Raw genomic sequence first — 25,362 nt, 5'->3', positions numbered from 1 at the left:
CGCCCCCGGTCCCCTCACGTTTCCGACATAAAGCCAAAGGAGGCAAGAATGGCCGGACTGAAAAAGATCCTGTTGGTCGATGACGAAGAGGACCTGCGCGAGGCGCTGGCCGAGCAACTTGTCGCGACCGAAGATTTCGAAGTGTTCGAGGCAGGCTCGGGCCATGAGGCGGTCGAACGCACCAAGGGCGCGATCTTTGACCTCGTGGTGCTGGATGTGGGTCTGCCCGATACCGACGGGCGCGAGCTGTGCAAGCGCCTGCGCAAGCAGGGCGTGAAATGCCCGATCGTCATGCTGACCGGACATGACACCGATGCCGACACCATCCTTGGCCTTGATTCCGGCGCGAACGACTACATCACCAAGCCGTTCAAGTTCCCGGTGCTGCTGGCCCGCCTGCGGGCGCAACTGCGCACCCATGAACAGTCCGAGGACGCGATCTTCCAGCTTGGCCCCTATACGTTCAAGCCGGCGATGAAGATGCTGATCGATCAGAAGGACCGCAAGATCCGCCTGACCGAGAAGGAAACCAACATCCTGAAGTTCCTCTATCGCGCGCAGGACGGCGTGGTTGCCCGCGACGTGCTGCTGCACGAGGTCTGGGGTTACAATGCCGGCGTCACCACCCACACGCTGGAAACCCATATCTACCGACTGCGCCAGAAGATCGAGCCCGATCCCTCCAGCGCGCGCCTGCTGGTCACCGAATCCGGCGGCTATCGGTTGGTGGTCTGAGGGCAGGTTTCAGCCTAGGCGGCGGGGGCGCTTCGCCCCCCGCACCCCCCGAGGATATTTAAGCAAGAAAGAACGTCCCGACCCTCTTGGTGCCGCGCAGCTTCTTTCTTGTCCAAATATCCCGCAGGGGGTTCGGGGGACGCGAAGTCCCCCGTGGCGGAACGGTGGACAAGGGCGCTCCGCCGCCCTAGGGTCCGGCCCCGACAAAGGAGCGCGCCCATGTTCACCATCGCCACCTGGAACATCAATTCGGTCCGCCTGCGCGAGGCGCTGGTCTCGCGGCTTCTGACCGAGGAAACCCCCAACATCCTCTGCCTGCAAGAGATCAAGACCCCGATCGAGAAATTTCCGGCCGAGGCCTTTGCCGCGCTTGGCTACCGCTATCTCGTGGCGCGGGGGCAAAAGGGCTATAATGGCGTCGCCATCCTGTCGAAGCTGCCGCTGGAAGATGCGGGCGACCGTGACTATGCCAGCCTTGGCCATGCCCGCCATGTCGCGGCCACGCTGGAAAACGGCGTTACCATCCACAATTTCTATGTTCCTGCGGGCGGCGACATTCCCGACCGCGAGCAGAACGTGAAATTCGGCCAGAAGCTGGATTTCCTGACCGAGATGCGCGACGCCTTCCATGCCGACAACCCGTCGAAATCCATCATGGTGGGTGATCTGAACATCGCGCCGCGCGAAGATGACGTCTGGTCGCACAAGCAGTTGCTGAAGATCGTCAGCCACACCCCCATTGAGGTCGAGCATCTGGGCGCTGCGCAGGACGCGGGCAAATGGGTCGACATCACCCGTCAGGACATTCCCTCGGGCCTGCTTTACAGTTGGTGGAGCTATCGCGCCAAGGATTGGGACGCCGCCGACAAGGGCCGCCGTCTGGACCATATCTGGGCCACGCCCGATATCGCGAATGCCGGCCACGCCAGCCGCATCCTGCGCCCCGTGCGCGGATGGGAACAGCCCAGCGACCACGTCCCGGTTCTGGCCAGCTTCGATCTGTAATCCGGCCTTTCGCAAGACCCGATCAGGCACCATATTGCGCCTGACGCAAAACACCCGAACTTCTGGGGAAGACAATGGCCATGCTTTTTGACGGCGCCGCCCAACCCGCGCCCAAGACCGAAGACTTCATCATCGACGTGACCGAGGCCAATTTCATGGCCGAGGTGGTGGAAAAATCCATGGAGGTCCCGGTCATCGTGGACTTCTGGGCGCCGTGGTGCGGTCCCTGCAAGACGCTGGGACCCCAGATGGAGGCCGAGGTTGCCCGCCACAAGGGCCGCGTGCGCATGGCCAAGGTGAACGTGGACGAGAACCAGATGATCGCCGCGCAGATGCGCGTGCAGTCGATCCCGACCGTCTATGCCTTCTTCCAGGGCCAGCCGGTTGACGGTTTCCAGGGCGCAGTGCCGCAAAGCCAGATCAAGCAATTCGTCGACAAGCTGGCCCAGATGGGCGGCGATGATGGCGGTCTTGCCGATGCGCTGGAAGCGGCCGAGGCCATGCTGACCGAAGGCGCGAACGAGGACGCGGCCGAAACCTTTGCCGCGATCATCGGCGAGGAGCCCGAAAACGCCATCGCGTGGGGCGGGCTGATCCGCGCCCGTCTGGCCTCGGGCGATCTGGATGCGGCCGAAGCCGATCTGGCCAATGTCCCCGCCGCTGCCGCCACCGCCGCTCCGGTCGAAGCTGCACGCGCCCAGTTGCAACTGGCGCGTCAGGCCGCATCGGCCGGACCGCTTGACGATCTGCGCCACAAGGTCGAGGCCGATCCCGCCGACCAGCAGGCGCGTTTCGACTATGCTACCGCGCTTCATGCCGGGGGCGAGGTCGAAGCCGCGATCGACCAGCTTCTGGAAGGTTTCCGTCGCGACCGCGAATGGAATGACGGCGCGGCCAAGGCCCAGCTCATCACCATCTTCGATGCGCTGAAGCCCACCGATCCGATTGCCCAGAAAGGCCGCCGGCGGCTGTCGTCGCTGATCTTCCTGTAAGATGGCGCGCAGCCCGGACCTGCCACGAACGATCCCGCTGTTCCCGCTGGGGGGCGCGATCCTGCTGCCGCGCTCGCGGCTGCCCCTGCAGATCTTCGAGCCGCGCTATCTGCAGATGGTCGAGGACGTGCTGGCCACGCCCGAGCGGCTGATCGGCATGATCCAGCCCATGCAGAACGGCAAGGGGCGGCTGTCGCAGATTGGCTGCGCCGGCCGCATCGTCGCCTTTTCGGAACTGCCGGACCGGCGGATGATGATCTCGCTTCAGGCGCGCTCGCGCTTCCGGGTGCTGCATCAGGAACCCGAGGGCGAGCGCCCTTACCGGGTCGCGCTGGTCGATTGGCAGGATTTCCGGCAGGATCTGGACAGCCGCGGCGAATCTGCCCCCGGCTATGACCGCGCCACCCTGATGACGCGGTTGCGGCGCTTTGCCGATCTGCGCGGGCTGGCCTCGGATTGGAGCGCTGCCGAATCCGCCGAGGAAGAAACGCTGGTCAACATGCTGTCCATGCTGCTGCCTTTCTCGCATGAGGAAAAACAGGCGCTGCTGGAAAGCCCGACCCTTGCGGATCGTCGCGAATTGCTGGACGGGCTGCTGGAATACGCCCTGCGGGGCGGCGAAGACGAAGAGAGGATCCAATGAGCGACGCAACTGCATCCGCCCCCGAACGCGGTTTCGACCGTCATATGCTTGAGGCGCTGGTCTGCCCGGTGACCCATGCCACCCTGCGCTATGACGCCAAGGCGCAGGAACTGATCTCGGAAGCCGCCGGACTGGCGTTCCCGATCCATGACGGCATCCCGATCATGCTGATCGACGAGGCCCGGCAGATCAAGGCCGACTGAGCTTTCGGTGCTGCCCGGCATACGGGCGGTTTACGGCCTGTGTACAGATGTCACAGGCCGTTTTTTCATGTTCTCAGGCCGTTACAGGCCCGCAGCCTCATCGGCGCCCAGCATGATGTTCAGGTTCTGAACCGCCGCGCCGGACGCGCCCTTGCCAAGGTTGTCCAACACCGCCACCAGCACCGCGCAGCCGTTCTCGGCATCGCCATGCACCGACAGTTCCAGCCGGTTGGTGTCATTCAGCGCCGTCGGCACGACCCGCGCCGCAGCATCGACGACCGAGACGAAACGGCTGCCCGCGTAATGCGCCTCAAGCGCCTCGCGCAGGTTGGTCAGGTTGCGCTTGCCGTCCAGATGCAACGGGATCTGAACCGCCATGCCTTGGGCGAAATTGCCCACCGAAGGCGCAAAGACCGGGCGCGTCGAAAGCCCGACATATTTCATGATTTCAGGTAAATGCTTGTGCTTCTGTCCCAGTGCATAGACGAAGGCGGCGGGGGCCTGGCCGCGCTCGTATTCGCCGATCAGCTCTTTGCCGCCGCCGGTATAGCCCGACACCGCATTGATCGACAAAGCCTCATCCGTGCCGACCAGCCCGGCCTTGACCACCGGCGCAAGCGCCGCGATCGCCCCGGTCGAATAGCAGCCGGGATTGCTGACCAGTTTCGCGCCCGCGATTGCCTCGCGCATGCCGGGGGCCAGTTCGGCAAAGCCGAAAACCCAGGCCGGATCAACGCGATGCGCGGTCGAGGCATCGATGAAGCGCACCGGCAGGTCTGCGGCCAAAGCCACGGCTTCCTTGGCGGCCGCGTCGGGCAGGCACAGGATCGCCACATCGGCGCTGGCAAAAGCCTCGCGACGGGCATCGGCATCCTTGCGGCGGGCGGGATCGATCTGGATCAGTTCGATATCCTTGCGCCCGATCAGCCGGTCGCGGATCTGCAAGCCGGTCGTGCCGGCTTCGCCGTCGATGAAAACCTTATGCGCCATCATGGCCTCCTGTATCGCGGGGGCGTTGTAGCGCAGGGGCGGGGTTCAGGCAAACCCGGATGTCAGATCTCGCACAGGTCCGAGCGGGTCAGGAACCGCTGTTCGCGCCCGTTATCCAGACTGAACATGCCGCCCCGGCCGGGAACCGCGTCGATGGTCAGGCGGGTATGCTTCCACACCTCGTACTGGCTGGCCGAGATGTAAAAGGGCATGCCGCCGATCTCGCCCAGCTTCACGTCACGCTCGCTCAGGCGAAACTCGCCTTGCGGGTAGCACATCGGCGAGGACCCGTCGCAGCATCCCCCCGACTGATGGAACAACACCGGCCCGTGTTCTGCGACGATCTGGGCCAGCAATTGCAGCGCGGCATGGGTGGCGGTGACGCGGTCCTCCATGGTTCAGGCCTCCATGGCTCAGGCGGTCAGGTCAAGGACCATGCGGCCCTCGATCTGCCCCTTGTGCATGCGCGAGAAGATGTCGTTGATGTCTTCCAGTTTGGCGCTGTGGACGGTCGCACGAACCTTGCCCTGCGCCGCGAAATCCAGCGATTCCTGCAGATCCAGCCGCGTTCCGACGATCGAGCCGCGCACCGTGATCCCGTTCAGCACCATGCCAAAGATATCCAGCGGGAAATCCCCCGGCGGCAGGCCGTTCAGCGACACGGTGCCGCCGCGCGCGGTCATGCCGATGGCCTGCTCGAAGGCCTTGGGACTGACGGCGGTGACCAGAACGCCCTGCGCGCCGCCATCGGTCTCGCGCCGGATGGTGGCGGCGGGGTCTATATCGGTCTTGGCGTTCACGGTGATCGTTGCGCCCAGCTTGCGGGCAAAGGCCAGCTTTTCATCGTCGATATCGACGGCGGCGACGTTCAGGCCCATCGCCTTGGCATATTGCACGGCCATATGGCCCAGCCCGCCCACGCCCGAGATCACCACCCAGTCGCCGGGCTTGGTATCGGTGACCTTGAGCCCCTTGTAGACGGTGACGCCCGCGCACAGCACCGGGGCGATTTCCAGAAAATCGATACCTTTCGGCAGATGGCCCACGTAATTCGGATCGGCCACGACATATTCGGCAAAGCCGCCATTGACCGAATAGCCGGTATTCTGCTGCTCGGTGCAAAGCGTCTCCCAGCCGCCAAGGCAATGGCGGCAATGGCCGCAGGCGGTGTAAAGCCACGGCACGCCGACGCGGTCGCCTTCCTTGACATGCTTCACGCCCGCGCCCACGGCAGAGACAAAGCCCACGCCCTCATGCCCCGGAATGAAGGGTGGATTGGGCTTGACCGGCCAGTCGCCCTCGGCGGCATGCAGATCGGTATGGCAGACACCCGAGGCCTGTATGGCGACCTGAATCATGCCGGGGCCGGGTTCGGGGACCGGCACCTCGTCGATGGTCAGGGGTTTGCCGAATGCGCGGACCACCGCGGCCTTCATGGTCTTTGCCATACCGTATGCTCCTTGCGGAAAGATCGTCGGGAAGGAAAAGGGTAGGGCACCGGGGCGGATCGACCGCCCCGATGCGCTTGCCGGTTCAGAAGAAGCCGAGCTTCTTGGGAGAGTAGCTGACCAGCATGTTCTTGGTCTGCTGATAGTGATCCAGCATCATCTTGTGGGTTTCGCGACCGATGCCGGACTGCTTGTAGCCGCCAAAGGCCGCGTGGGCCGGATAGGCGTGGTAGCAGTTGGTCCAGACCCGGCCGGCCTTGATGCCGCGGCCCATGCTGTAGCAGGTATTGGCATCGCGCGACCACACGCCCGCGCCAAGGCCGTACAGCGTGTCATTGGCGATTTCCAAGGCTTCGGCCTGGGTCTTGAAGGTCGTGACCGACACCACCGGGCCAAAGATTTCTTCCTGGAAGATCCGCATCTTGTTGTGGCCGCGGAAGATCGTCGGCTCGATATAGAAGCCACTGGACAGCTCGCCGCCCAGATCGGCCGCCTTGCCGCCGATCAGGACCTCGGCACCTTCCTTCTTGCCGATGTCCAGATAGGACAGGATCTTTTCCTTCTGCTCGGAGGAGGCCTGCGCACCGATCATGGTGGCGGCGTCGCGCGGGTCGCCCTGCTTGATCGCCTGCACGCGTTTCACCGCGCGTTCCATGAACCGGTCATAGATCGATTCCTGAATCAGCACGCGCGACGGGCAGGTGCAGACCTCGCCCTGATTCAGCGCGAACATGGCAAAGCCTTCCAGCGCCTTGTCGAAGAAATCGTCATCCTCGCGGGCAACATCCTCGAAGAAGATGTTGGGAGACTTGCCCCCGAGTTCCAGCGTGACCGGGATCAGGTTTTCAGCCGCATATTGCATGATCAGGCGGCCGGTGGTGGTTTCCCCGGTGAAGGCGATCTTGGAAATCCGCGGGTTCGAGGCCAGCGGCTTGCCTGCCTCAAGCCCAAAGCCATTGACGATGTTCAAGACGCCCGGAGGCAGCAGGTCACCGATCAGGTTGGCCCAGACCATGATGCTGGCCGGGGTCTGTTCGGCGGGTTTCAGGACCACGCAGTTGCCTGCGGCCAGCGCCGGGGCCAGTTTCCAGCAGGCCATCAGCAGCGGGAAGTTCCACGGGATGATCTGGCCGACGACGCCCAGCGGCTCGTGGAAGTGATAGGCGATGGTGGTGGCGTCGATTTCCGAGATCGTGCCTTCTTGCGAACGCAGGACACCGGCGAAATAGCGGAAATGGTCGATGGCCAGCGGCACATCGGCGGCCATGGTCTCGCGGATGGGTTTGCCATTGTCCCAGGTCTCGGCGGTGGCGAGCAACTCAAGGTTCGCCTCCATCCGGTCGGCGATCTTCAGCAGCGCATTGGCCCGTTCGGCAACCGGGGTCTGGCCCCATTTGTCCTTGGCGGCATGGGCCGCGTCCAGCGCCAGTTCGATGTCATCGGCATTGGAACGCGCGATCTCGCCGATCTCGGCCCCGGTGATCGGCGTGGTGTTGGTGAAGTATTTTCCGGATTTCGGCGCGACCCAGTTGCCACCGATAAAGTTGTCGTAGCGCTTGGCGAAGGGCAGCACGTTCACGCCCTTGAAGTCATGCGTCTGGTCGTTCGGCATTGTTTCCTCCTGTCAGTCCGGCTCCTCCTGCCGGTCTGGGGAAAGCCTGTGACGGAGGCGCAGACAAATCAACGCAAGGTCACGCCGCAGCGCGGAATGTGTTTCAGGACCGAGACAGTCGGCCCGGATTTTCGGAAATCCCCAGACGGGACATGCGCCGGTACAGCGTCGCGCGTCCCACACCCAGCGCGCGTGCTGCCGCCGAGACGTTTCCTTCCGCCCGCGCAAGGGCACGAATCAGCGCGGCGCGTTCGGCCTTTTCAAAGCCGGTCGCCTCATCCTCGCGCCCGAACAGGTCCGATGCGGGGCGGGGGCGAAGCTGGCCTTCCTTTTCCAGCCCAAAGGCGCGGCGGGCGGCGCGGTTCGCGCCGATGGCCAGATCGTCCTTGTCGACGGCGATCAGCAGCATCGCCTCGTCTCCGCCGGGCGGTTGCGCGGTGATGATGCGGGCACCGGGGAACGAGGCGCGAAAGAACGCGGCCTCGATCTGGCGGGCGCTTTGCGCGACCTGCGCCGCGATCAGCCCGTTCCAGCGCTCGGTATCGGTGCGCGCCGAACTGACATCCAGCGCCGCGATCAACCGCCCGTCCGGGCCCCAGATCGGCGCATCCATGCAGGACAGGCCGGTATTGCGGGCATAAAAATGTTCGTCGCGATGGATGGTGACCTGTCGCCCCTCGATGATGCAGGTACCGATGCCGTTGGTGCCCTCGGCGGCCTCGGACCAGTCGGCACCGTTGCACAGGCCCCAGCCGCGGAAAACGCCCGCATCGGCCTCGGTCACGCGCTGCTCCAGCACGATGCCACTGGCATCGGTCAAAAGCACGCTGCACCCGGTCGGGCAGACCAGCTGGAACAGCTGGTCCAGCTGCGGGCGGGCGACGTTGATGAAGCCGTCCAGTGCCTCGCGACGCTCGGCCAGTTCGCGCGGGGTCAGCCGGCGCACGCTGGGCGCACCTGCCGGGTCCAGACCATGCTTGACCATCGAACGTCGCCAGCTTGCCGCCAGCCGCGTCACCGCGCCGGGCGATTGCGAGGCTTTCGCGACGCGATCCTCATGTCGGTGTTCGGGCAAGGCGTCCTCCCTTCCTTACTCGATCCCCGGAGTATCGACCGGCTTGTCGTATGGGGCAAGAAATCCTTTACGGCGTGACGGTGACGTGACCCCCGGCGCTCCAGGCCCGGAATTCGGGGCGATACATGTCCTCGACGCTGGCCGAGGGGTGGCGGAAGCTGCCCTGCGTCACCGCGCGGATGATATAGGCCAACCGGAAGGGCTCGGTCCCGGTCCAGCTGAGCGCGGCGGCAAAGCGGTCGGCGCGGAACTCGGTCATCTCGGCATCGGTCTGGCCGTCCAGCCAGTCCAGCGAGGATACATCGCCCGCCCGCAGCAGGTTCGGGTTGTCGATCTCCCATCCGGCGGGCAGGGGGTTGGTGACGATCAGGCGGCCACCGCCGTCGGATTCCGGGGTGACCTCCAGCCGGACGACCATGCGCGTGCCCTGCGGGACCTGCGTGGGGTCGATCGCTTCGCCTTCCATGGTGAAGTAGCTGCGCGCGATGCGGTAGCCGCGCCCACCGGCCTGCGGCGGAGTGGCGGGCTTGCCGGTGGCGGTCAGCGTTACCTCCAGCGGCTGATCGCCGGGATTGGCGATGGCTGCGGATGCATCGGGCAGGCTGGTCACGGGCTGATCCAGCGCCACGCCGTTCAGGCTGGCCTGCGGCGGGGATTGCGACAGCGCCTGCGCCGCCAGCACCGTCCAGACCGATTCCTGCGTCGAGAGGCTGCGTCCGCTATCCTGCGCATTCCCGATCTGCTCGGCCACGTCGCTGGTCAGCGCGGTCTGGTCGATCACCTGGGTCTTGGCCTCGGCGGCCAGGGCCAGCAGTGCCGTCGCATCGCGCAGGCGCGTGCCGTAATCGGCGCGGAAGACTTGCGGTTCCGGCGTGGACTGGTCCAGCGCCGCGCCCGCCTGCTGGAACATTCGGTCGGCGCGGGCCTGATCGCCATACGAGGCCAGCGCCGCCCCCAGATGCCCTGCCGCCATCGGCGTCGAGAAGGCCGCCGCTGCGGTATCGGCATAGTAGCGCAGATCGCCCACCGTCGCCGCACGTTCCCGCGCCAGCACCGCCAGCGCATAAGCCAGCGCGGCATTGTCCTCGGGCGAGGAGGCGCTGGGGTCGCTGGCGTAATTGGCGCGGTTTCTCAGATTGTCGATCGCCATGCGGAAGGCGCGGTCGGGGACCTGATGACCCGCCGTCCGTGCGCGGGACAGGAAGTCGGTGGTATAGGCCTCGAGCCACAGATCGCCCGAATCCGCCCGCCACAAGCCAAAGCCGCCATTCGGGGCCTGCCGGGTCAGGATCTGGGTGATGGCGTCCGCGACGGCCTTGTCGGTATCCGTCGCGCCGACGCCCTCGATGGCGGACAGGCGCGGCAGATACAGCAGCGGCAGCGCGCCCGAGGTCAGCTGTTCGGTGCAGCCATAGGGATAACGCTCCAGCCGGGCCAGTGCGCCCGCCACATCCAGCCTTGCATAGGGGCCGATGGCCGCGGTCAGCAGCGCGCCGGGCATCAGCCCTTCGGTCAGGTCCGGGGGCAGGGTGACGCTGCTGCCCGGCGCGACGCTCAGCCGGTCCTGCCGCTGGATGTCGGGATCGTTCAGCGCCACGGCAATGGCGATGTCTTTGGAAAGCTGGTTGCCATCGGGCGTGGTCAGGGTCAGGCGCAGGTTGGCCACGCCCTCGGCATCGCTGGCGGTGATGGGCATCTGGACCTGAGCCTCGGATTTCTCGGCCAGGGTGACTTCGGGCTGCGGCAGGCTGGCCAGAACGGGCGCGTCGCCGCCAGTTTGCTGGACCGCCAGACGTATCGCGCCCGTCGGGCCGGAGGCATGGGTCAGGCGCAGTCCGACCTGCGCGGCATCGCCTGGCGCAAGGAAGGCGGGCGCGGTCACGGTCAGCACCACCGGGTCGCGGACAAGGACCGAGGCATCGGCCTGACCGACGCCGTGATCGCTCCAGACCACGGCCATCACCCTCACCTCGCCGTTGAAATCGCCCACGGGGATTTCAACCTTCGCCGTGCCGTCCGCACCAATGGTGACGGGGCCAGAGAACCAGCTCATCAGTTTCTCGGTCGGGGGCGGGCCGTCGGCATTGGCGGACATGGCGTCGCCCCCCTCGCGCAGCGCCCCATCCGGCGCGCCCGAGGGCAGGATCAGCCGCCCATAAAGATCGCGCAGGCCCACGCCCAGCCGCCGCTGGCCGAAGTAATGGCCGGATGGGTCGGGCGGGGCGAAGCGGGTCAGGTTCAGGATGCCCTGATCGACGGCGGCAATGGTCGCCTGCACCGTCTGGCCCGCCGCGCCTTCGACCTTCAGGGTGACCGGGATCACACCGCGCGGGCGGGTTTCCTTGGGCGCCTCGATCGCGGCGGACAGCTTTCGCGGCCCCGGATCGACAGCGGCATGGGCCAGACCCAGCGCCCGCACCGGGACGCGATTGCCCGGCGCGACCTCGCCCAAGGGGCGGATGGCGCTGACGGTGACATAGACGCCGGCGCCCCAATCATCGGTCACCGGCAGGTCCACGGTATTTTCACCGGTCTTCAGCGCCACAGTCTGCATGGCGACAAGCCGGTTCGACAGGACCGAGACGATCCCCATCCCATCGGCCAAGGCCTGCACCTTGACCCGCGCGGTGTCGCCGCTGCGATAGGCGGGCTTATCCAGCAGCACCTGCAAGCGGTCCGGCGTGGGCGACCCGGCATTGGCCACCGCACCCCAGCCCGCACTGAAGGTGACCGAAGCCTGCCCGCCGCTGCCCGAGGCAGGTTCCGCGACCAGCTCATATTGGCCCCATTCCACCGGGACCGCGATTTCGGCAGGGTCCGCGCCGGGCTCGGCCACGCCTTCGGTCACGCGCGAGCGTGTCGTGATCGGCTCCCAGTTCCATTGCCCGTCCAGCGAGTACCATTGGTAATCGGTATCGATCCGGTTCAGCACCCAGCGGACCGGGGCGGTCGCGCGGGTCAGGTCGGGGGCCACCGCGACCAGCGAAAAGCGGGCCTCGACGTTTTCAGCGACGGTATCGCCCTCAAATAGCGGACGGATACCGATGATCGGCGCATCGGGCATGACGATGCGGGATTCCACCCGCTCGACCGGGCGGCCCGCGCCTTCGCGCAGATCAAGGATGACCGTCGCGTCGAAGGGACGCGGACCAAGCTGGGTCGCCGGGGGCAGGCTGGCTTGCAGGCTGTAATTCCCCTGCGCATCGGTCACGCCCGCGGGCAGGCTTTCCATGACCGGTTGGGTTTCGTCGTCAGCACGGCCGAACTGATAGCCGTCGAAACCGGCAAGGCTGCGGCTGGGGGCAAGGCGCAACTGCCCCTCGACCGGCAGGTTCGCGGCGGGCGCTCCGAACAGCCAATGCGCGCTAAGCGAGACGGCAAGTTCGCCACCTGCACGGGCGGGGCCATCGGGCAGGCGGGGGGTAAAGTCGATGCGCTCGGGCAGGAAATCCTCAACCAGCAGGCGGGCCGTGGCCAAGGCCGGGCCATCAGCCTCGGCGCGCAGTTCCAGCCGCCATGTTCCACGTGGGGCATTGCCGGGGATCTGCCAGTTCAGCGTGCTGCCGCCCGCACCGGCGGCAGTGGGCTGCAGCCGCGCCTGCTCAACCCCGTCGGGGCGCAGGACCACCGCCGTCAAAGGCAGCTTGTCCAGCGCACGGACCTGCGCGTCGCGGGCAAGGATCGTGGCGTTCACGACTTCGCCCACGCGATAGGCACCACGATCAGTCGTCAGGAAGATGTCGATGGGCGGCGCGGGGGGCTGGCCCTCGATCCCGCGATCGGACAGGTCGAATTCAGGATCGGTCAGCGACAGGAAGGCCATGTCGCGAGGCGCGCGGTCCGCGCCCTCGCCTTGCCAATCGGTCACCGTGACCAGCGCGGGTTCCGCCCCGCCGGTGCCAAGGCTCAGGCCCGGCGCGAAATGGGCGATGCCTTGGGCATCGCTCGCCACCCGCGCCAGAACCTCGTTCGAGCGGCTGACCAGCGCGACCTCGGCCCCCGGCTTGGCACCGCCGTCGCGCAGGCCCCGCACCGCGACGGTCAACCCATCCGTGCCCGAGAATGTCGAGATCCCGAAATCCGAGATCACGAACCATTGCGTCGCCAGTCCCGTGTCCTGCACATCCTGACCCGTGACATTGGCCTCAAGGATATAGATTCCCGGCTCAAGCGGCCCGGCCTCGGCGGGCACGGCAAGACTGGTGGTCAGTTCCTGATTGAGCGATTCGCGACCGACCGGACGCGCGACCTCGGCCGAGCCCTTCCAGACCTCGCGCGCCATCCGCCCCGAGAAATAATCGGTCTGCCAGCTGTCGAGGGGCGAGGCGAACATGTCCTCGGCCATGGTGCGGATCAGGTTGCGGTCGGAAATCCGCAGCAGGCGCAGATCGACGCGATCGGCATTGATCGTGACCATCGACAGGCGCTGGTCCCCCGATGCGGGCAGGACATAGGCGCGGCCCGGAAAACGCACCTCGGGCGCGCGGTCGCGGACATAGCCTTTCAGCGTCACGTCGCGCGCCAGTTTCTCGCCGTCACCCGAAGGCAGGCCCGCGCGCAGGGTCATTTCGACATCCTGCCCATGGGTCAGTCCGGCGACGCACAGCCGGTCGCCACTGGCCTCAACCGTCAGGTCACCGGCGGGCAGGCGCAGATAGGGGGCGTAATCGGCACCCTTGACCAGTTCGCGCGACATTACGGCGCAAAAGCGGGGCAGGCGGGATTCGGGCTCGACCTGCGTGTCGGTGACGCGGAAACCGTTCCGGGCCTCGGATTCGTCCAATGCGGTCGCGATTTCGGGGTCGTTCGGCGAAAGCTGGGCCGCCAGCCGCAGCGCGCTTAGCCCGTCGCGGCCACGGTCCAGCCGCTCCAGCGCCATGGCCAGCCAGGACAGCGCCCGCCCTGCCACGGCATCGGAATCGGCGCGGAGGTAGCCGTTCACTGCCATCGAGGCGATGGAGCCCGCGGCCTGCCGGTCGTTCGAATCGCTGGTGTAAAGTGTGAGCCGGGCCAGATTGGTCCAGTCCTCGGCCAGATCGTCGGTGGCGACGATCTGTGACAGGCTGCGCGCCGCCCCGGCCAGATCGCCTGCTGTTTCGGCGGCTTCGGCTTCGGCACGGGGATCGCCCGGACCCTGCGTCGGGGTCATCGCGGGCCACAGCCGCGCCTGATCCAGCGCGGCGTCCAGATCGGCAGTAGACAGAAAAGCAGCAGCCCCGGCCCGCGCGCGGGCAAGGTCGCGCTGCTCATCGGGGGTGGCGACGACGCGGGCGGAAATGGCCCCGGCGAAGGGCGCGGGTTCGCCCGCCTCGGATTTGGGGAAGCAGGACCGTGCCTTCTGGTTATAGGTCAGCGCCTGGCATTGGTCGTCACCCAGACAGGCCTGAATGCAGGCCTGCAGGGTGGTGTCGAAAATCCGTGACAGATCGCCGCCGGGCAGGTCGGCATCGGGCAGAAGCTGCAGGCGGCGGTCGGGGATCGGCGCATCCTGCGCCAATGCGGGCGCGGTCAGCGACAGGCCAAGGGCAAGGGCGGCGACAAGATGGCGGGGCGATTGCACGAGCATGGGCTTCTCCGGTCCGAATGCCCATAGTTGTGGCATCACCGGCCCATGCGGGCAATCTGCCTATTCCCATTCGATCTGGGAATAGGCAGTGGCAGCATTGCGGGCGGTGGTCGCCGCGAAATCGGCCCAGCCCTCGGACCAGGGCTTCATCATGTTGACGATGGCGGGGATCGCCTGCGACAGCGGCATGCCATTCGCGACGGCCTTGCGGGTCGTATCGCGCAGCGCCTGCAGGTATTGCTGCTGCGGGGCCACGGCTTCGTCCCAGTTTTCGGCGATGGGGCCGTGGCCCGGCACGATCAGCGCGGGTGCCGGTTCGGGCGGACCTGCCGCGATCCAGTCAAGCCAGCCCTTGAGCGACCCGTCCAGCGACGGCGTCAGCCCGCGAAACACCAGATCCCCGGTGAAAAGCGCGCCTGATTCGCTGTCCTGCACGATCAGGTCATTGTCGGTATGGCCGCTGGGCTCGGGTGTCACCGTCAGCTCGGTCGGTCCCAGCGGGATCACCATGGCTGCGGTCAGCTGCTGGTCGACCGGGGCGATCTGGGTGCCCAGAAAGGCGAGATGCCCGATCTGGTTGGGGATCGAGATCATCCAGCCATCGGCGCGGCGGGCCACTGCCTCGGGCAGGCGGCTGGATGCGACGATGCGCGCGCCGGCCTCTGCAAAGACCTCGGCCCCCAGAATATGGTCGGGATGCATATGGGTCAGGATCAGGTGGCTGATCGGCTTGTCGGTGACCTTGCGGATCGCGGCATAAAGCGCCTCGCCCTCGGCCCGGCTGCCCCCGGCGTCGATCACTGCCACGGTATCGCCGACGATGAACGAGAGATTGGCGATACGACCCTGATTCTGCCGCGAAAGCTGATCGACCGCGCCCTGGTGGAAAAACAGGTCGCCAGCGATTTCCTGCATCGCCAGCGCGGGCAGGTCCTCGGTCGGGACGCAGCGTGCCTCGCCACCCTTCAGCCGGGGGTGGCGGGCCAGCCAGTCGCGGGCGATCGGCTCGGCCCGGCGCTGGCATTCCTCGCGGTCGGCAGAGTCGGCCGCGGGCAACAGGCGCTCGGCGCAGGTGGTTGGATCATTCGCCAGACAGGCGGCCAGCATCAGATGAAACATACCCGCCCTCCATGTTTCGCGCGGCAGGGGAAGGTAGCATGGCATGGCCCGACGCGCCAACTGGAGCTTGTGGGCAGATGTCCCGGGTGAGCCGGTCGAAATGTCCTAAGACCTTTGGCTGGTTGACTGAAATCACCATCGGCATAGCATCACAGGGTCCGCAATTGCGGGCGCTATGATAGGGAGGAACTCATGGCTTGGACCAAACCCGCGCTGAAGGAAATTTCCTGCGGCATGGAAATCAACATGTACGCCCCGGCCGAAGACGAGCCGGTCCTGTTCTGAGATAATCTGACACAAGCGTAATTCCGGCCGGTTCCGCCCGCGTCGGGACCGGTCGCGCCAAAAGCCATAACCATGCGTATCGTGATTCTCGGCACCGGCGCCGGTGGAGGGCTGCCGCAGTGGAACTGTGGCTGTCCGAACTGCGAAGCCGCGCGCGCGGGGCGTATCCCCGCGATGAGCCAGAGCGGGATTGCGATTTCCGCAGACGGAATCGATTGGGCGCTGGTGAATGCCTCGCCCGATCTTCGGACCCAATTGGCCGCCAGCCCCGTGCTGCGTCCTGAAGGGCTGCGGCATTCCCCGATCCGCTCGGTTCTTGTGACCAATGGTGATATCGACCATGTCGCGGGGCTTCTGACCCTGCGCGAAGGGCAGGCCTTTGATCTGTTCGCCACGCCCGCCATTCATCGCGTGCTGGCGGACAACCCGATGCTGGCCGCCCTGAACCCCCAGCTTGTCCCCCGGCGCGAGATCGTTCTGGACCGACCTTTCACGTTGGTCCCGGGCGTCACCGCGACGCTGTTCGCCGTGCCCGGCAAGGTGCCCCTGTATCTTGAGGGCGAGGTGGTCGAGACCGGCCAGATGGGTGAGGAAACGGTCGGCGTGGAACTTAGCGCGGGCGGTCGGCGCGTCTATTACATCCCCGGCTGCGCCACCGTCCCCGAATGGCTCAAAGACCGCATCGCGGGCGCCGATGCGCTGCTGATGGATGGGACCTTATGGACCGATGATGAGATGATCCGCGCGGGTCTTGGTGCCAAGACCGGGCGGCGCATGGGGCATGTCCCGGTCTCGGGCGCGGATGGCAGCATGTCGGCCCTGAACGACGTGCCGGTCGTACGCCGGATCTATGTGCATCTGAACAATTCAAACCCGCTGGTCGATCCCGCCAGCCCCGAGCGCGCCCGCGCCGAGGCTGCTGGCTGGCAGATCGGCCATGACGGCATGGAGATCACGCCATGAAGCTTGCTGATCGCGGACCCCAATCCCGTACCGATTTCCACGAACGGCTCAAGCATATCGGGGCCGAGCGTTATCACGACCGCCACCCGTTCCATAAGCGGCTGCATGGCGGGCAATGCTCGGTCGACGAGGTGCGGGCATGGGTCATCAATCGCTGGCAGTACCAGTCCCGCATCCCGATGAAGGACGCGGCCTTCATGTCCCGGATCGAGGACCCGCAACTGCGCCGCATCTGGCGCAGTCGCATCGAGGATCACGATGGCGGCGTCACCGAGGGCGGCGGCATTCGCCGCTGGCTGGCCTTGGCTCAGGCGGTGGGGCTTGATCCCGACTATGTCGCCAGCGGGGTGGGCGTCATGCCCGCCACCCGTTTTGCCGTCGATGCCTATGTGCGCTTTGTGCGCGACATGCCGCTGCTGGATGCGGTGGCGGCTTCTCTGACCGAGATGTTCGCCCCCAAGATCCATGCCGAACGGATCGAGGGTCTGCTGGCGCATTACGACTTTGCCGATGATGCCAGTCTGGCCTATTTCAAGAAGCGTCTGGCCGAGGCGCCGAAGGATGTCGAATTCGGGCTGAACTATGTGCTGGACCATGCCGATACGCTGGAAAAGCAGGATGCGGCGGCGGCGGCCCTGACCTTCAAGACCGATGTGCTGTGGGCGCAGCTTGATGCGCTGTGGCATGGCTATGTGGAAGGGCGCATTCCCCCCGGCTCATGGCGACCCGGTGAAGGGCTGGCGCTGCGTGGCCCTGCCTTGGCCGAGGTGTCATGACCGGCCCGCGGATCAGCAATCTCTGCGTCCCCTATCTGCCGCGGGGAGTCCGGCTTTATGACGACCGCGTGCGCGGCATCCGCGTGCTGCTGGCCCCGGAACGGGCGATGCAGCTTGATCCGATTGGCGACGCGATCCTGTCGGAACTGGACGGGCAGCGCAGCATGGCCGAGGTCATCCTGACGCTGTGCGAACGCTACAATGCCCCGGTCGAGCAGATCGAGGGCGACGTGCATGAATTCATCGCCGGGCTGGTCGATCGACGCATGGTCTTTCTGGCCGCGGCTGACGAGGTGACGCCATGACCCAGCAAACCTCTCCGCATGACATCCGGGGCAATCCGGTCCGGGTCGGCTTGCCGATGGCAATGCTGGCCGAGCTGACGCATCGCTGCCCGCTGGCCTGTCCCTATTGCTCGAACCCGGTCGAGCTGGCCCGCGTCTCGACCGAGCTTACGGCGGCGGAATGGGGCGACATCTTTCGGCAGGCGGCGGATCTGGGGGTGCTGCAGGTGCATCTGTCGGGCGGCGAGCCCGCCTCGCGCCGCGACCTGACGGAAATTGCCGCCAGCGCCCGCGATGCCGGGCTGTATGTGAACCTGATCACCTCGGGGATCGGTCTGACCGAGGCGCGCCTGCGCGAGTTGGACGGGCTGGTCGATCACGTGCAGCTGTCCTTGCAGGGGATCGATGCCGAGATGGCCGATTGGATCAGCGGCTATGGCGGCAGCTTCGCGCGCAAGATGCAGGTTGCAGAATGGATCGGCCAGATCGGCTTTCCGCTGACCCTGAACGCGGTGGTGCATCGCCAGAACCTTGATCGCCTGCCCGAGATGATCGATCTGGCCGAAAGGCTGGGATGTCGCCGGATCGAGGTCGCGACCGTCCAGTTCCACGGCTGGGCCGACCTGAACCGCCGTCCGCTGATGCCAACCCGCGAACAGGCGCAGCGCGCCCGCGAGGTGGTCAATCAGGCCCGCCACCGGCTGCGCGGGCGCATGGTCGTCGATTACGTGCCTGCCGACCATCATGCGACATTCCCGAAAAGCTGCATGGGGGGCTGGGGCTCGACCGGGCTGAACATCGCGCCGGACGGCATTGTGCTGCCCTGCCATGCCGCCCAGACCATCAAGGGGCTGGAGTTCCAGAACATCCGCGATGCCAAGCTGACCGAAATCTGGCACAACGGCCCGGCCTTTAATGCCTTTCGCGGCACGGCATGGTTGCCTGAACCCTGCGCCAGTTGCGAGCGGCGCGAGATCGACCACGGCGGCTGCCGGTGTCAGGCCATGGCGATGGCCAATGATCCGATGGCAACCGATCCGGTCTGTTCGCGTTCTCCTTTCAATGCGCGGCTGCGGGCCGAGGCCGAGGCCGATGCCGCCAGTGACGATGTCGCGCTGGTCTACCGGCGCATGTCGCGGGAGAAACGGACATGAGACGCCTTGTGCTGATCGCGTTGCTTTGCCTGCCGCAACTGGGGCTGGCGGCCGAGGTCGAAAACCCGCTGGAACCCTCGCCGATCTGGGACGACCTGCGTTCCAGCATCATCGGGACCGAGGACGAACCGGCGATCGACCCCGGCGTGCTGCTGCTGGATGCGCCGAAGCGCGCCGACAACCCGGCGCTGGTGCCGGTGCATGTGGCCCAGCCGCCGGGCGCGCCCGCAATTACCGCGCTGACGCTGGTGATTGACGGCAATCCCGCCCCGGTCGCGGCCGAGTTCACCTTTGGTCCCGCCCTGATGCCGCTGGATTTCGAGGTTCGCGTCCGGGTCGACAGCTATTCCGACCTGCGCGCCATCGCCACGCTGGCGGATGGGCGCAAGGTCATGGCCGGGCGCTATGTGAAAGCCTCGGGCGGTTGCGCCGCGCCGGCCGGAAAAAGCATGGACGAGATGCGCGCCACCATGGGCGAAATGCGTTTCAAGAAGGCCGAGGAAAACGGGCGCGACATTGGCACCCTGATGATCCGGCATCCGAACTTCTCGGGGTTGCAGCGCGATCAGGTGACGCTGCTGACCATCCCCGCCGAGTTCATCCAGACGCTTGAGGTCAAGCAGGATGGGGCCGAGCTGTTCACCATGAGCGCGGGCATCTCGATTTCCGAAGACCCGGTGTTCCGCTTTGCCTATCAGCCGGGCGATGGTCCCGTTCAGGTCCATGCCGTCGACACCGAAAGCCGGGCCTGGGATCAGTCCTTCTGAAGCTCGGCCGGGTTGCCCGACAGTCGCAGGCTGCGGGCGCGCAGGGCCTCGGCCTCGGTCGCGTCATGGGTGACGATGACCAGCCCGGCCCCGGTGTGGGTCAGCAACTCCTCGGTCAGGGCCAGCATCCGCGCGCGGGTGTCCTCATCAAGCGAGGCGAAGGGCTCATCCGCCAGAAGGATGTCGGGGCCGGCGGCAAAGGCGCGGGCCAGCGCCAGCCGCCTTTGCTGGCCAAGTGACATCTGGCGCGGGAACTTGGCCTCATGCCCCGACAGGCCGACCTGTTCCATCCAGTGCCGCGCCGTGTCGACGTCGCAGCCGGTTGGGATGGTGATATTGGCGATGGCATCGCGCCAAGGCAGCAGCACCGGTTCCTGAAAGACCAACGCCAGCCGGTCGCCCCCCTCAAGCTGACCGCGGAAACGGCTGTCCAGCCCGGCAAGAATGCGCAGCAGTGTCGACTTTCCGATGCCGGACGGCCCCAGAATCGCCAGCCTTTCCCCGCGCGAGACCGTCAGCGTGATCCGGCCCAGAATCTCGCGGTGACCAAAGCTCTTGCCGTCCAGTTCAAGCCGCATCCTGCCTCCAGCGATTGGCGCGGCTTTCCCATGGGCGCAGGATGAACAGGTCGATTGCCAGCATCACCGCGACAAAGGCCAAGGCCCAGGCCAGTACCCCGGTCACGTCGAAGCTGGAAAACAGCAGGTGGATCTTGAAGCCGACGCCGTTCGAGCGGCCCAGAAATTCGACCACCAGCACGATCTTCCAAATCAGCGAGATCCCGGCCCGCGCCGAGGCCGCGATCTGCGGTGCCAGCTGGGGCAGAACGACATGGCGCAGCCGCGACGTCCGCGTCATGCGGAATGCGCGGGCCATCTCGTCCAGATCGGGGCGCAGCGCGCGCGCGCCCTCGCGGATCATCACCGCGACGACCGGGATCTTGTTCAGGGCGACGGCAAGGATGGCGGCGGTCTCATTCAGGCCGATCCAGATGTAGCACAGCACGATGACCACCAGCGCGGGCACGTTCAGCAGGATGATCAGGCCGGGATTCAGCCAGTCGTCCAGCGCCCGGCTGCGGCCCATCATCAGCCCGATGACCAGCCCGACGGCCATGGCCAGCGCGAAGCTCGCGCCCACCCGCATCAGGGTCATCCCGGCGTTGAACCACAGCTCTCCGGTCGAGGCGAGGTGACCGATCCGCGCCAGCACCTCCCATGGCGGGGGCAGGGTCTGGGGGCGGTCGGTCAGCATGGAGGCGACCACCCAGACCGCCAGCATCGCCAGAACAGACAGGACGCCCGGCAGCAGCGCCGAGCGCGGTTTTGCGGTATCCGTCAACAGGCTACTCCGGTGACCAGAACAGGCCGTCGGGCAGGGTGGTGACCCCGCCGGTCAGCTCATCCCCGCCCAGTTCGGCCATGGCGGTGAAGGCCTGCTGCGCGTCCTCGGCATTGACCGGGCCGGGCTTGGGCACGCCCGCGCGCCAGCCAGCCTTCAGCGCCTCGAATTCGGCATCGTCCTTGGCATCCATATAGCTGCGGATGTCCTGCCACGCTGCGTCGTCGGTCAGCAGCACCTGCTTGGCATCGCGCGAGGCCTTGGCCAGCCCCGCTGCCAGCGCCGGATTGGCCTTGATCCAGCTGTCGCGCAGCACATAGCCCAGCAGCGGCGTCGAAGGGTCCAGCCCCAGATCCTTGGCGGCGGTCTCGACCGAGATCACCTCGCGCATACCGCGCGCCCGCATCTTGGCCTGGAAATGCCAGAAATTGATCGCGGCATCGACCTCGCCGGTTTCGGCGGCATTCAGGATCATCGGCGGTGCGCCAAATACCTGTTCGGTGGTTTCGGCAATATCCTGTCCCAGCTTCTCACGCGACCATGCCCGCAGGATCAGCCAGCTTTTGTCGACCGGGCCACCGGCGATCCCGATCTTCTTGCCCTTGAGATCGGCCAGAGACTGCACCGGGCTGTCGCCCTTGACCATCAACCCGCCGACGGCGGTCGAATAGGGCAGGAAGGTGAAATCCGTCCCCCGCGCCCGCTGCTGCGCCACCCACAGCCAGTCCGAGACGATGGTTTCGACCTCGCCCCCCTGCATGGCGACTTGCGTGGCGGGGTTTCCGGCCAGAATCATCGGAACCAGCCGGAAGCCGTTCTCGCGGTCCAGCCCGCGCTTGATGATCGTCTGGATCTCCCAGTTGACGGTGCCGTTTTCCAGCGTGCCGATGCGGATCTGCGGCAGCGAATCCGCGGCGCAAGCAGGCAGGGCCAAGCCGCTCAGGACCGCCGCAAAGCCCAGCAGAGCCGTTCGCCTGTTGAATTGCATGATCTGTCTCCCCCCAAATCGCGCCCAAACTGGCATGTGCCGCAATCGGGACCAATCCAACCGAAGTCGTAGAAGATTTTCGACAGCCGCGCCATAAGCCTTGCGCCAAGCGCCCATCGTCCTAAGATGCTGGTTGACTGCCGCAGCGTGAAGAAGCCCGGCAACCATCTCGTTCTTTGGGAGGAGGACGGTGGACTCAGCTACCTCGAATGCGCAGGACCGCAACACGGCACGGCATCTTCCCGTCGACCGCGTGCGCGAGATCCTGATTGTCGAAGACCACCCGCTGATGTGCGATGCTCTCGCGCTGACGCTGAAGATCAGCTTTGGGCTGAAGAATGTCCGCACCGCGCGCAGCCTGTCCGCTGCGCAGGAGCAGATCCGCAATCAGGGCATGCCCGATGCGGTGATCCTTGACGTGAACCTGCCCGATGCGCGCGGCGCCGAAGGGCTGGTCATGCTGCGTCGTCAGATTCCGGATGTGCCGATCACCATGATCTCGGCCGATCTGGACAATGCGATGATCTCGGCCGCGATGGCGGCAGGGGCGCAGGGCTATGTGTCGAAGTCCCTGGCGCGAGAGGCGCTGGTCGCCAGCCTGCGCCGCATGTGGGAGGGCGAACGGGTCACCCCCGACAGCTACGTCCCCGAGGATGCGGGCGAGGAAGACGCCGCCCGTGCCGAACTGGCCCGCCGCTTTGCCAGCCTGACGCCCCAGCAGATGAAAATCCTGCGGCTGATCTGTCAGGGCAAGGCCAACAAGGAAATCAGCTACGAGCTGTCCATCGCCGAGGCCACGGTCAAGACCCACATCACCGCGATCATGTCCAAGATCAACGCCCGCCGCCGCACGCAGGCCGTGCTGCTGGCCAATAGCGTAAGGTTGTTCGAACCCGCATGAACCGCGTCCTGCCCGAGCAATGGCCGGGTGTCGCGCCTACCGACCGCCCGAAACGGACCGGGCCTGCGCCCGCCCCGCCTGTGGCCGTATCCGTGCCTTCGGATGCCCCGGATATCGTCGCGCAGGTTCTGGCCCGGCTGCAACCGGTCGATCCGGCGCTGGTCCTGCTGTTCGGGGATCCGGGGCATGGCTTGGGCGCGGTCGGTGCCCAGCTGACAAAGGCGCTGGGGCCGGGCTGCACCGTCGTCGGCTGCTCCTCGGCGGGTGAGATCGGGCCAAGCGGCTATTGCACGGATAGCGTGATTGCCTTGGGCTTTCCCGCGGACAGCTTTCGGGCCGGGGTCTGCATGTTGCGCGATCAGGCGCATGTGCCGGTCTCGGATTGGATGGCAACCCTGCGCCGCTTCCATGCCGATTTCGCGCCGCGTGCCGGACGGTCCTGCTTTGGTATCCTGCTGGCCGATGCGCAGGCCCGGCAGGAAGACGTGCTGGTCGCCACGCTGGACGCCGCGATTCCGGGGGTGCCGGTGGTTGGCGGCTCGGCGGCACGCGGGCTGAATTTCGCCCCCTCCTGCCAGATGGTCGCGGGCGAGGGGCGGACGGGGGCCGCAATCTTTCTGCTGGTCGAGACCGATTTCGCCGTGGCCGAAGTGTCCTTTGCGCATTTCCGTCCGACCGAGCATCGCGCCGTCGTCACCGCCGCCAACCCCCATGATCGCATTATCTGGGAGTTGAACGCCGAGCCCGCCGCCGAGGAATATGCCCGTCTTGCCGGGCTGCGCCCCGAGGCCCTCACCACCACCGAATTCGCCCGCCATCCCCTGTTGCAGCGCACTGGACGGCGGCACCATGTCCGCGCCATCCGGGCGGTGACCCCGGATGGCGGCCTGCAACTGCTTTCCGGGATCGAGGCGGGGAATATCCTGACCTTGGGCAATGCCGTCGACATGACCCGCGGCTTTGCCGAAGCACTGGACGCGTTGCCGCGCCCGCCGGTGATGGTGCTGGGCTTCGACTGCATCCTACGCCGCCTTGCGCTGGAGCGCGCCGGCATGGCCGAGCAGATGTCCGACCTGCTGGCCCGCTACCATGTCGCCGGCTTCAACACCTATGGTGAGCAGCATAGCGGCATGCATGTGAACCAGACCTTTGTCGGCATGGCGCTGATGCCGCCGGAAAGTTGAGCCATGTTCCTGCGCAGCGATGACAATGAGGCCCGCCGCGTCGAAAAGCTGACGCGCATCTCGGATGTGCTGGTCGAACGGATAGACCGGCTTGAGGAAAGCCGCGGCTCGGCATGGTCGATGTTTCAGGCCGCCGTTGCGCTGGAACAAGAGGTGCAGGCCCGCACCCGCGATCTGGAAAAGGCCCTGGCCGACCTGTCCGACCGCAACCGTGAACTGGCCGTCGCCCGCGCCTTTGCCGAAGAGGCCAACCGCTCCAAGACCCGTTTTCTGCGCGCGGCCAGCCATGACCTGCTGCAACCGCTATCCGCAGCCAAGCTGTTCCTGTCGGCGCTGCAGGACACCGCGCAGGACGAGTTGCAGACCGAGCTGTCGCAGCGTCTGGCCGGGGCCTTTGAATCGGTCGAGGAGCTGATGCATGCGGTGCTCGACATCTCGCGGCTGGACAGCCAGCGCATCGAGTTCCAGCGCAAACCTGTCCATCTGGGCGAGATGTTCCAGCGGCTGGCCGTCGAATACCTGCCGATGGCGCAGGCCAAGGGGCTGCGGCTGCGCTTCATTCCGACCATGGCGGTGGTGGAAAGCGACCCGACCTTCCTGCGGCGGATCGCGCAGAACCTGATCTCGAACGCGATCAAGTATACCGATCAGGGCGGCGTTCTGGTGGGCGCGCGCAAGCGTGGCGAATCGGTCTGGCTGGAGGTGTTCGACACCGGCATCGGCATTGCCGCCCATGACCGCGCCCGGATTTTCAACGAGTTCCACCGCATCAGCCGCGACGGCGGTGCGCCAGGCATGGGGCTGGGCCTGTCGATCGTACGCCGGGCCTGCGCGAAACTGGGCCATCCGATCGCCATGGACAGCGAGCCGGGGCGGGGCACGGTGTTTCGTGTCAGCCTGCCTTTGGTCACGCCCGAAAGCCGGGTCATCGTGCCCGCAGCCCTGCAATCCGGGCCCTGCCTGCGCGGGCGGGTGGCGTTGGTCGTCGAAAATGACGCGGCCATGCGGCGGGCGCTGCAATTGCTGTTGCGCGACCGGTTGGGCATGGTCGCGCGTGTGACCGGTGGCACGGCCGAGGCACTGGCCGAAATGGGCGACGACCCGCCCGATGTGGTGATCGCGGATTACAATCTGGACAATGGGGATACCGGCTTGCAGGCCATTGCCGCGCTGCGCCGGGCGGTCGGTCAACCGGTGCCCGCGATCATCATCACCGCGCGCCGCGACCCCGAGATCGGCCGCGCCGGGCTGGAGATGGGCGCGCTGGTTCTGGAAAAGCCGCTGCGCCCCGATGAACTGCAGGCGGCACTGCAGCACATGCTTGCCTAAGA

General features: G+C 66.2%; 24 protein-coding genes. 14 read left to right on the top strand and 10 right to left on the bottom strand.

What is annotated here, in order from left to right; all coding sequences use genetic code 11:
- Positions 1 to 48: 48 nt before the first annotated feature.
- The 5 genes from GL300_RS07055 to GL300_RS07035 all read left to right on the top strand — a co-directional run bounded on the left by GL300_RS07055 (position 49) and on the right by GL300_RS07035 (position 3,578).
- Entirely contained in the window at positions 49 to 735 is a 687-nt protein-coding gene (locus tag GL300_RS07055; protein WP_155038900.1) for a response regulator transcription factor, read from the top strand.
- Positions 736 to 954: 219 nt separating this feature from the next.
- Positions 955 to 1,740: an exodeoxyribonuclease III gene (locus GL300_RS07050; protein WP_155038899.1), complete on the top strand. Its 786-nt coding sequence runs from the start codon at positions 955 to 957 to the stop codon at positions 1,738 to 1,740.
- A 74-nt stretch (positions 1,741 to 1,814) separates the two neighbouring features.
- The gene (gene trxA, locus GL300_RS07045) at positions 1,815 to 2,732 is read left to right on the top strand and encodes a thioredoxin (RefSeq protein ID WP_370576842.1); all 918 of its coding nucleotides are present in this window, start codon (positions 1,815 to 1,817) and stop codon (positions 2,730 to 2,732) included.
- A 1-nt stretch (position 2,733) separates the two neighbouring features.
- A complete protein-coding gene (locus tag GL300_RS07040; protein WP_155038898.1) occupies positions 2,734 to 3,375 on the top strand; it encodes an LON peptidase substrate-binding domain-containing protein in 642 nt (213 codons plus the stop codon).
- Positions 3,372 to 3,578 carry a Trm112 family protein gene (locus GL300_RS07035; protein WP_155038897.1) on the top strand — a complete coding sequence of 69 codons (207 nt, stop codon included), beginning with the start codon at positions 3,372 to 3,374 and terminating at the stop codon, positions 3,576 to 3,578. The genes GL300_RS07040 and GL300_RS07035 overlap by 4 nt, the downstream gene beginning before the upstream one ends.
- Positions 3,579 to 3,659: 81 nt before the next feature.
- On the opposite strand, the gene argC is transcribed toward GL300_RS07035, so the two are convergent.
- The 7 genes from argC to GL300_RS07000 all read right to left on the bottom strand — a co-directional run bounded on the left by argC (position 3,660) and on the right by GL300_RS07000 (position 15,388).
- Positions 3,660 to 4,568 (bottom strand): N-acetyl-gamma-glutamyl-phosphate reductase, encoded by a 909-nt coding sequence (gene argC / locus GL300_RS07030; RefSeq protein WP_155038896.1) that lies wholly within the window; start codon positions 4,566 to 4,568, stop codon positions 3,660 to 3,662.
- A 62-nt stretch (positions 4,569 to 4,630) separates the two neighbouring features.
- On the bottom strand, positions 4,631 to 4,963 hold the full coding sequence (locus GL300_RS07025) for a DUF779 domain-containing protein (RefSeq protein WP_155038895.1): 333 nt from the start codon (positions 4,961 to 4,963) through the stop codon (positions 4,631 to 4,633).
- Positions 4,964 to 4,981: 18 nt separating this feature from the next.
- Entirely contained in the window at positions 4,982 to 6,016 is a 1,035-nt protein-coding gene (gene adhP / locus GL300_RS07020) for an alcohol dehydrogenase AdhP (RefSeq protein WP_155038894.1), read from the bottom strand.
- An 85-nt stretch (positions 6,017 to 6,101) separates the two neighbouring features.
- Entirely contained in the window at positions 6,102 to 7,628 is a 1,527-nt protein-coding gene (adh, locus tag GL300_RS07015; protein WP_155038893.1) for an aldehyde dehydrogenase, read from the bottom strand.
- 103 nt (positions 7,629 to 7,731) lie between these two features.
- Entirely contained in the window at positions 7,732 to 8,703 is a 972-nt protein-coding gene (locus GL300_RS07010) for a GAF domain-containing protein (protein ID WP_155038892.1), read from the bottom strand.
- Positions 8,704 to 8,770: 67 nt separating this feature from the next.
- Positions 8,771 to 14,269 (bottom strand): alpha-2-macroglobulin family protein, encoded by a 5,499-nt coding sequence (locus GL300_RS07005; protein WP_155038891.1) that lies wholly within the window; start codon positions 14,267 to 14,269, stop codon positions 8,771 to 8,773.
- Positions 14,270 to 14,329: 60 nt separating this feature from the next.
- Positions 14,330 to 15,388 carry a quinoprotein relay system zinc metallohydrolase 2 gene (locus tag GL300_RS07000; RefSeq protein ID WP_155038890.1) on the bottom strand — a complete coding sequence of 353 codons (1,059 nt, stop codon included), beginning with the start codon at positions 15,386 to 15,388 and terminating at the stop codon, positions 14,330 to 14,332.
- Positions 15,389 to 15,580: 192 nt separating this feature from the next.
- Between GL300_RS07000 and pqqA the strand changes: the two genes are divergently transcribed.
- The 6 genes from pqqA (at position 15,581) to GL300_RS06970 (ending at position 19,617) form a co-directional block, all read left to right on the top strand.
- Positions 15,581 to 15,673, top strand: a complete 93-nt coding sequence (pqqA, locus tag GL300_RS06995) for a pyrroloquinoline quinone precursor peptide PqqA (protein WP_028720682.1) — start codon at positions 15,581 to 15,583, stop codon at positions 15,671 to 15,673.
- Between the two features lie 72 nt (positions 15,674 to 15,745).
- A complete protein-coding gene (gene pqqB / locus GL300_RS06990; RefSeq protein WP_155038889.1) occupies positions 15,746 to 16,636 on the top strand; it encodes a pyrroloquinoline quinone biosynthesis protein PqqB in 891 nt (296 codons plus the stop codon).
- The gene (pqqC, locus tag GL300_RS06985) at positions 16,633 to 17,412 is read left to right on the top strand and encodes a pyrroloquinoline-quinone synthase PqqC (RefSeq protein WP_155038888.1); all 780 of its coding nucleotides are present in this window, start codon (positions 16,633 to 16,635) and stop codon (positions 17,410 to 17,412) included. Before pqqB ends, pqqC begins: the two co-directional genes overlap by 4 nt.
- A complete protein-coding gene (gene pqqD / locus GL300_RS06980) occupies positions 17,409 to 17,717 on the top strand; it encodes a pyrroloquinoline quinone biosynthesis peptide chaperone PqqD (RefSeq protein ID WP_155038887.1) in 309 nt (102 codons plus the stop codon). Before pqqC ends, pqqD begins: the two co-directional genes overlap by 4 nt.
- The gene (pqqE, locus tag GL300_RS06975) at positions 17,714 to 18,850 is read left to right on the top strand and encodes a pyrroloquinoline quinone biosynthesis protein PqqE (protein WP_155038886.1); all 1,137 of its coding nucleotides are present in this window, start codon (positions 17,714 to 17,716) and stop codon (positions 18,848 to 18,850) included. Before pqqD ends, pqqE begins: the two co-directional genes overlap by 4 nt.
- Positions 18,847 to 19,617 (top strand): quinoprotein dehydrogenase-associated SoxYZ-like carrier, encoded by a 771-nt coding sequence (locus GL300_RS06970; protein ID WP_155038885.1) that lies wholly within the window; start codon positions 18,847 to 18,849, stop codon positions 19,615 to 19,617. Before pqqE ends, GL300_RS06970 begins: the two co-directional genes overlap by 4 nt.
- Here GL300_RS06970 and GL300_RS06965 read toward each other — a convergent pair.
- From GL300_RS06965 to GL300_RS06955, 3 genes are all read right to left on the bottom strand, one after another.
- Positions 19,605 to 20,195, bottom strand: a complete 591-nt coding sequence (locus tag GL300_RS06965) for an ATP-binding cassette domain-containing protein (protein WP_155038884.1) — start codon at positions 20,193 to 20,195, stop codon at positions 19,605 to 19,607. The two genes, GL300_RS06970 and GL300_RS06965, sit on opposite strands and share 13 nt — an antisense overlap.
- A complete protein-coding gene (locus tag GL300_RS06960; protein WP_155039228.1) occupies positions 20,185 to 20,898 on the bottom strand; it encodes an ABC transporter permease in 714 nt (237 codons plus the stop codon). Before GL300_RS06960 ends, GL300_RS06965 begins: the two co-directional genes overlap by 11 nt.
- Positions 20,899 to 20,962: 64 nt before the next feature.
- Positions 20,963 to 21,946, bottom strand: a complete 984-nt coding sequence (locus GL300_RS06955; RefSeq protein WP_155038883.1) for an ABC transporter substrate-binding protein — start codon at positions 21,944 to 21,946, stop codon at positions 20,963 to 20,965.
- Positions 21,947 to 22,136: 190 nt separating this feature from the next.
- On the opposite strand from GL300_RS06955, the gene GL300_RS06950 reads away from it, so the two are divergent.
- The 3 genes from GL300_RS06950 to GL300_RS06940 are packed head-to-tail and all read left to right on the top strand — an operon-like array spanning position 22,137 to position 25,360.
- Entirely contained in the window at positions 22,137 to 22,847 is a 711-nt protein-coding gene (locus tag GL300_RS06950; protein WP_192336151.1) for a response regulator, read from the top strand.
- Positions 22,844 to 24,031, top strand: a complete 1,188-nt coding sequence (locus GL300_RS06945) for an FIST N-terminal domain-containing protein (RefSeq protein WP_155038882.1) — start codon at positions 22,844 to 22,846, stop codon at positions 24,029 to 24,031. Before GL300_RS06950 ends, GL300_RS06945 begins: the two co-directional genes overlap by 4 nt.
- Before the next feature lie 3 nt (positions 24,032 to 24,034).
- Positions 24,035 to 25,360: an ATP-binding response regulator gene (locus GL300_RS06940; RefSeq protein ID WP_155038881.1), complete on the top strand. Its 1,326-nt coding sequence runs from the start codon at positions 24,035 to 24,037 to the stop codon at positions 25,358 to 25,360.
- The last annotated feature ends 2 nt before the right edge of the window (positions 25,361 to 25,362 follow it).

It is taken from the genome of Paracoccus litorisediminis, assembly GCF_009711205.1.
GTDB lineage: Bacteria > Pseudomonadota > Alphaproteobacteria > Rhodobacterales > Rhodobacteraceae > Paracoccus > Paracoccus litorisediminis.
Note: the sequence above shows the minus strand (reverse complement) of the source record. Positions and strands in the feature narration are given on the sequence as shown.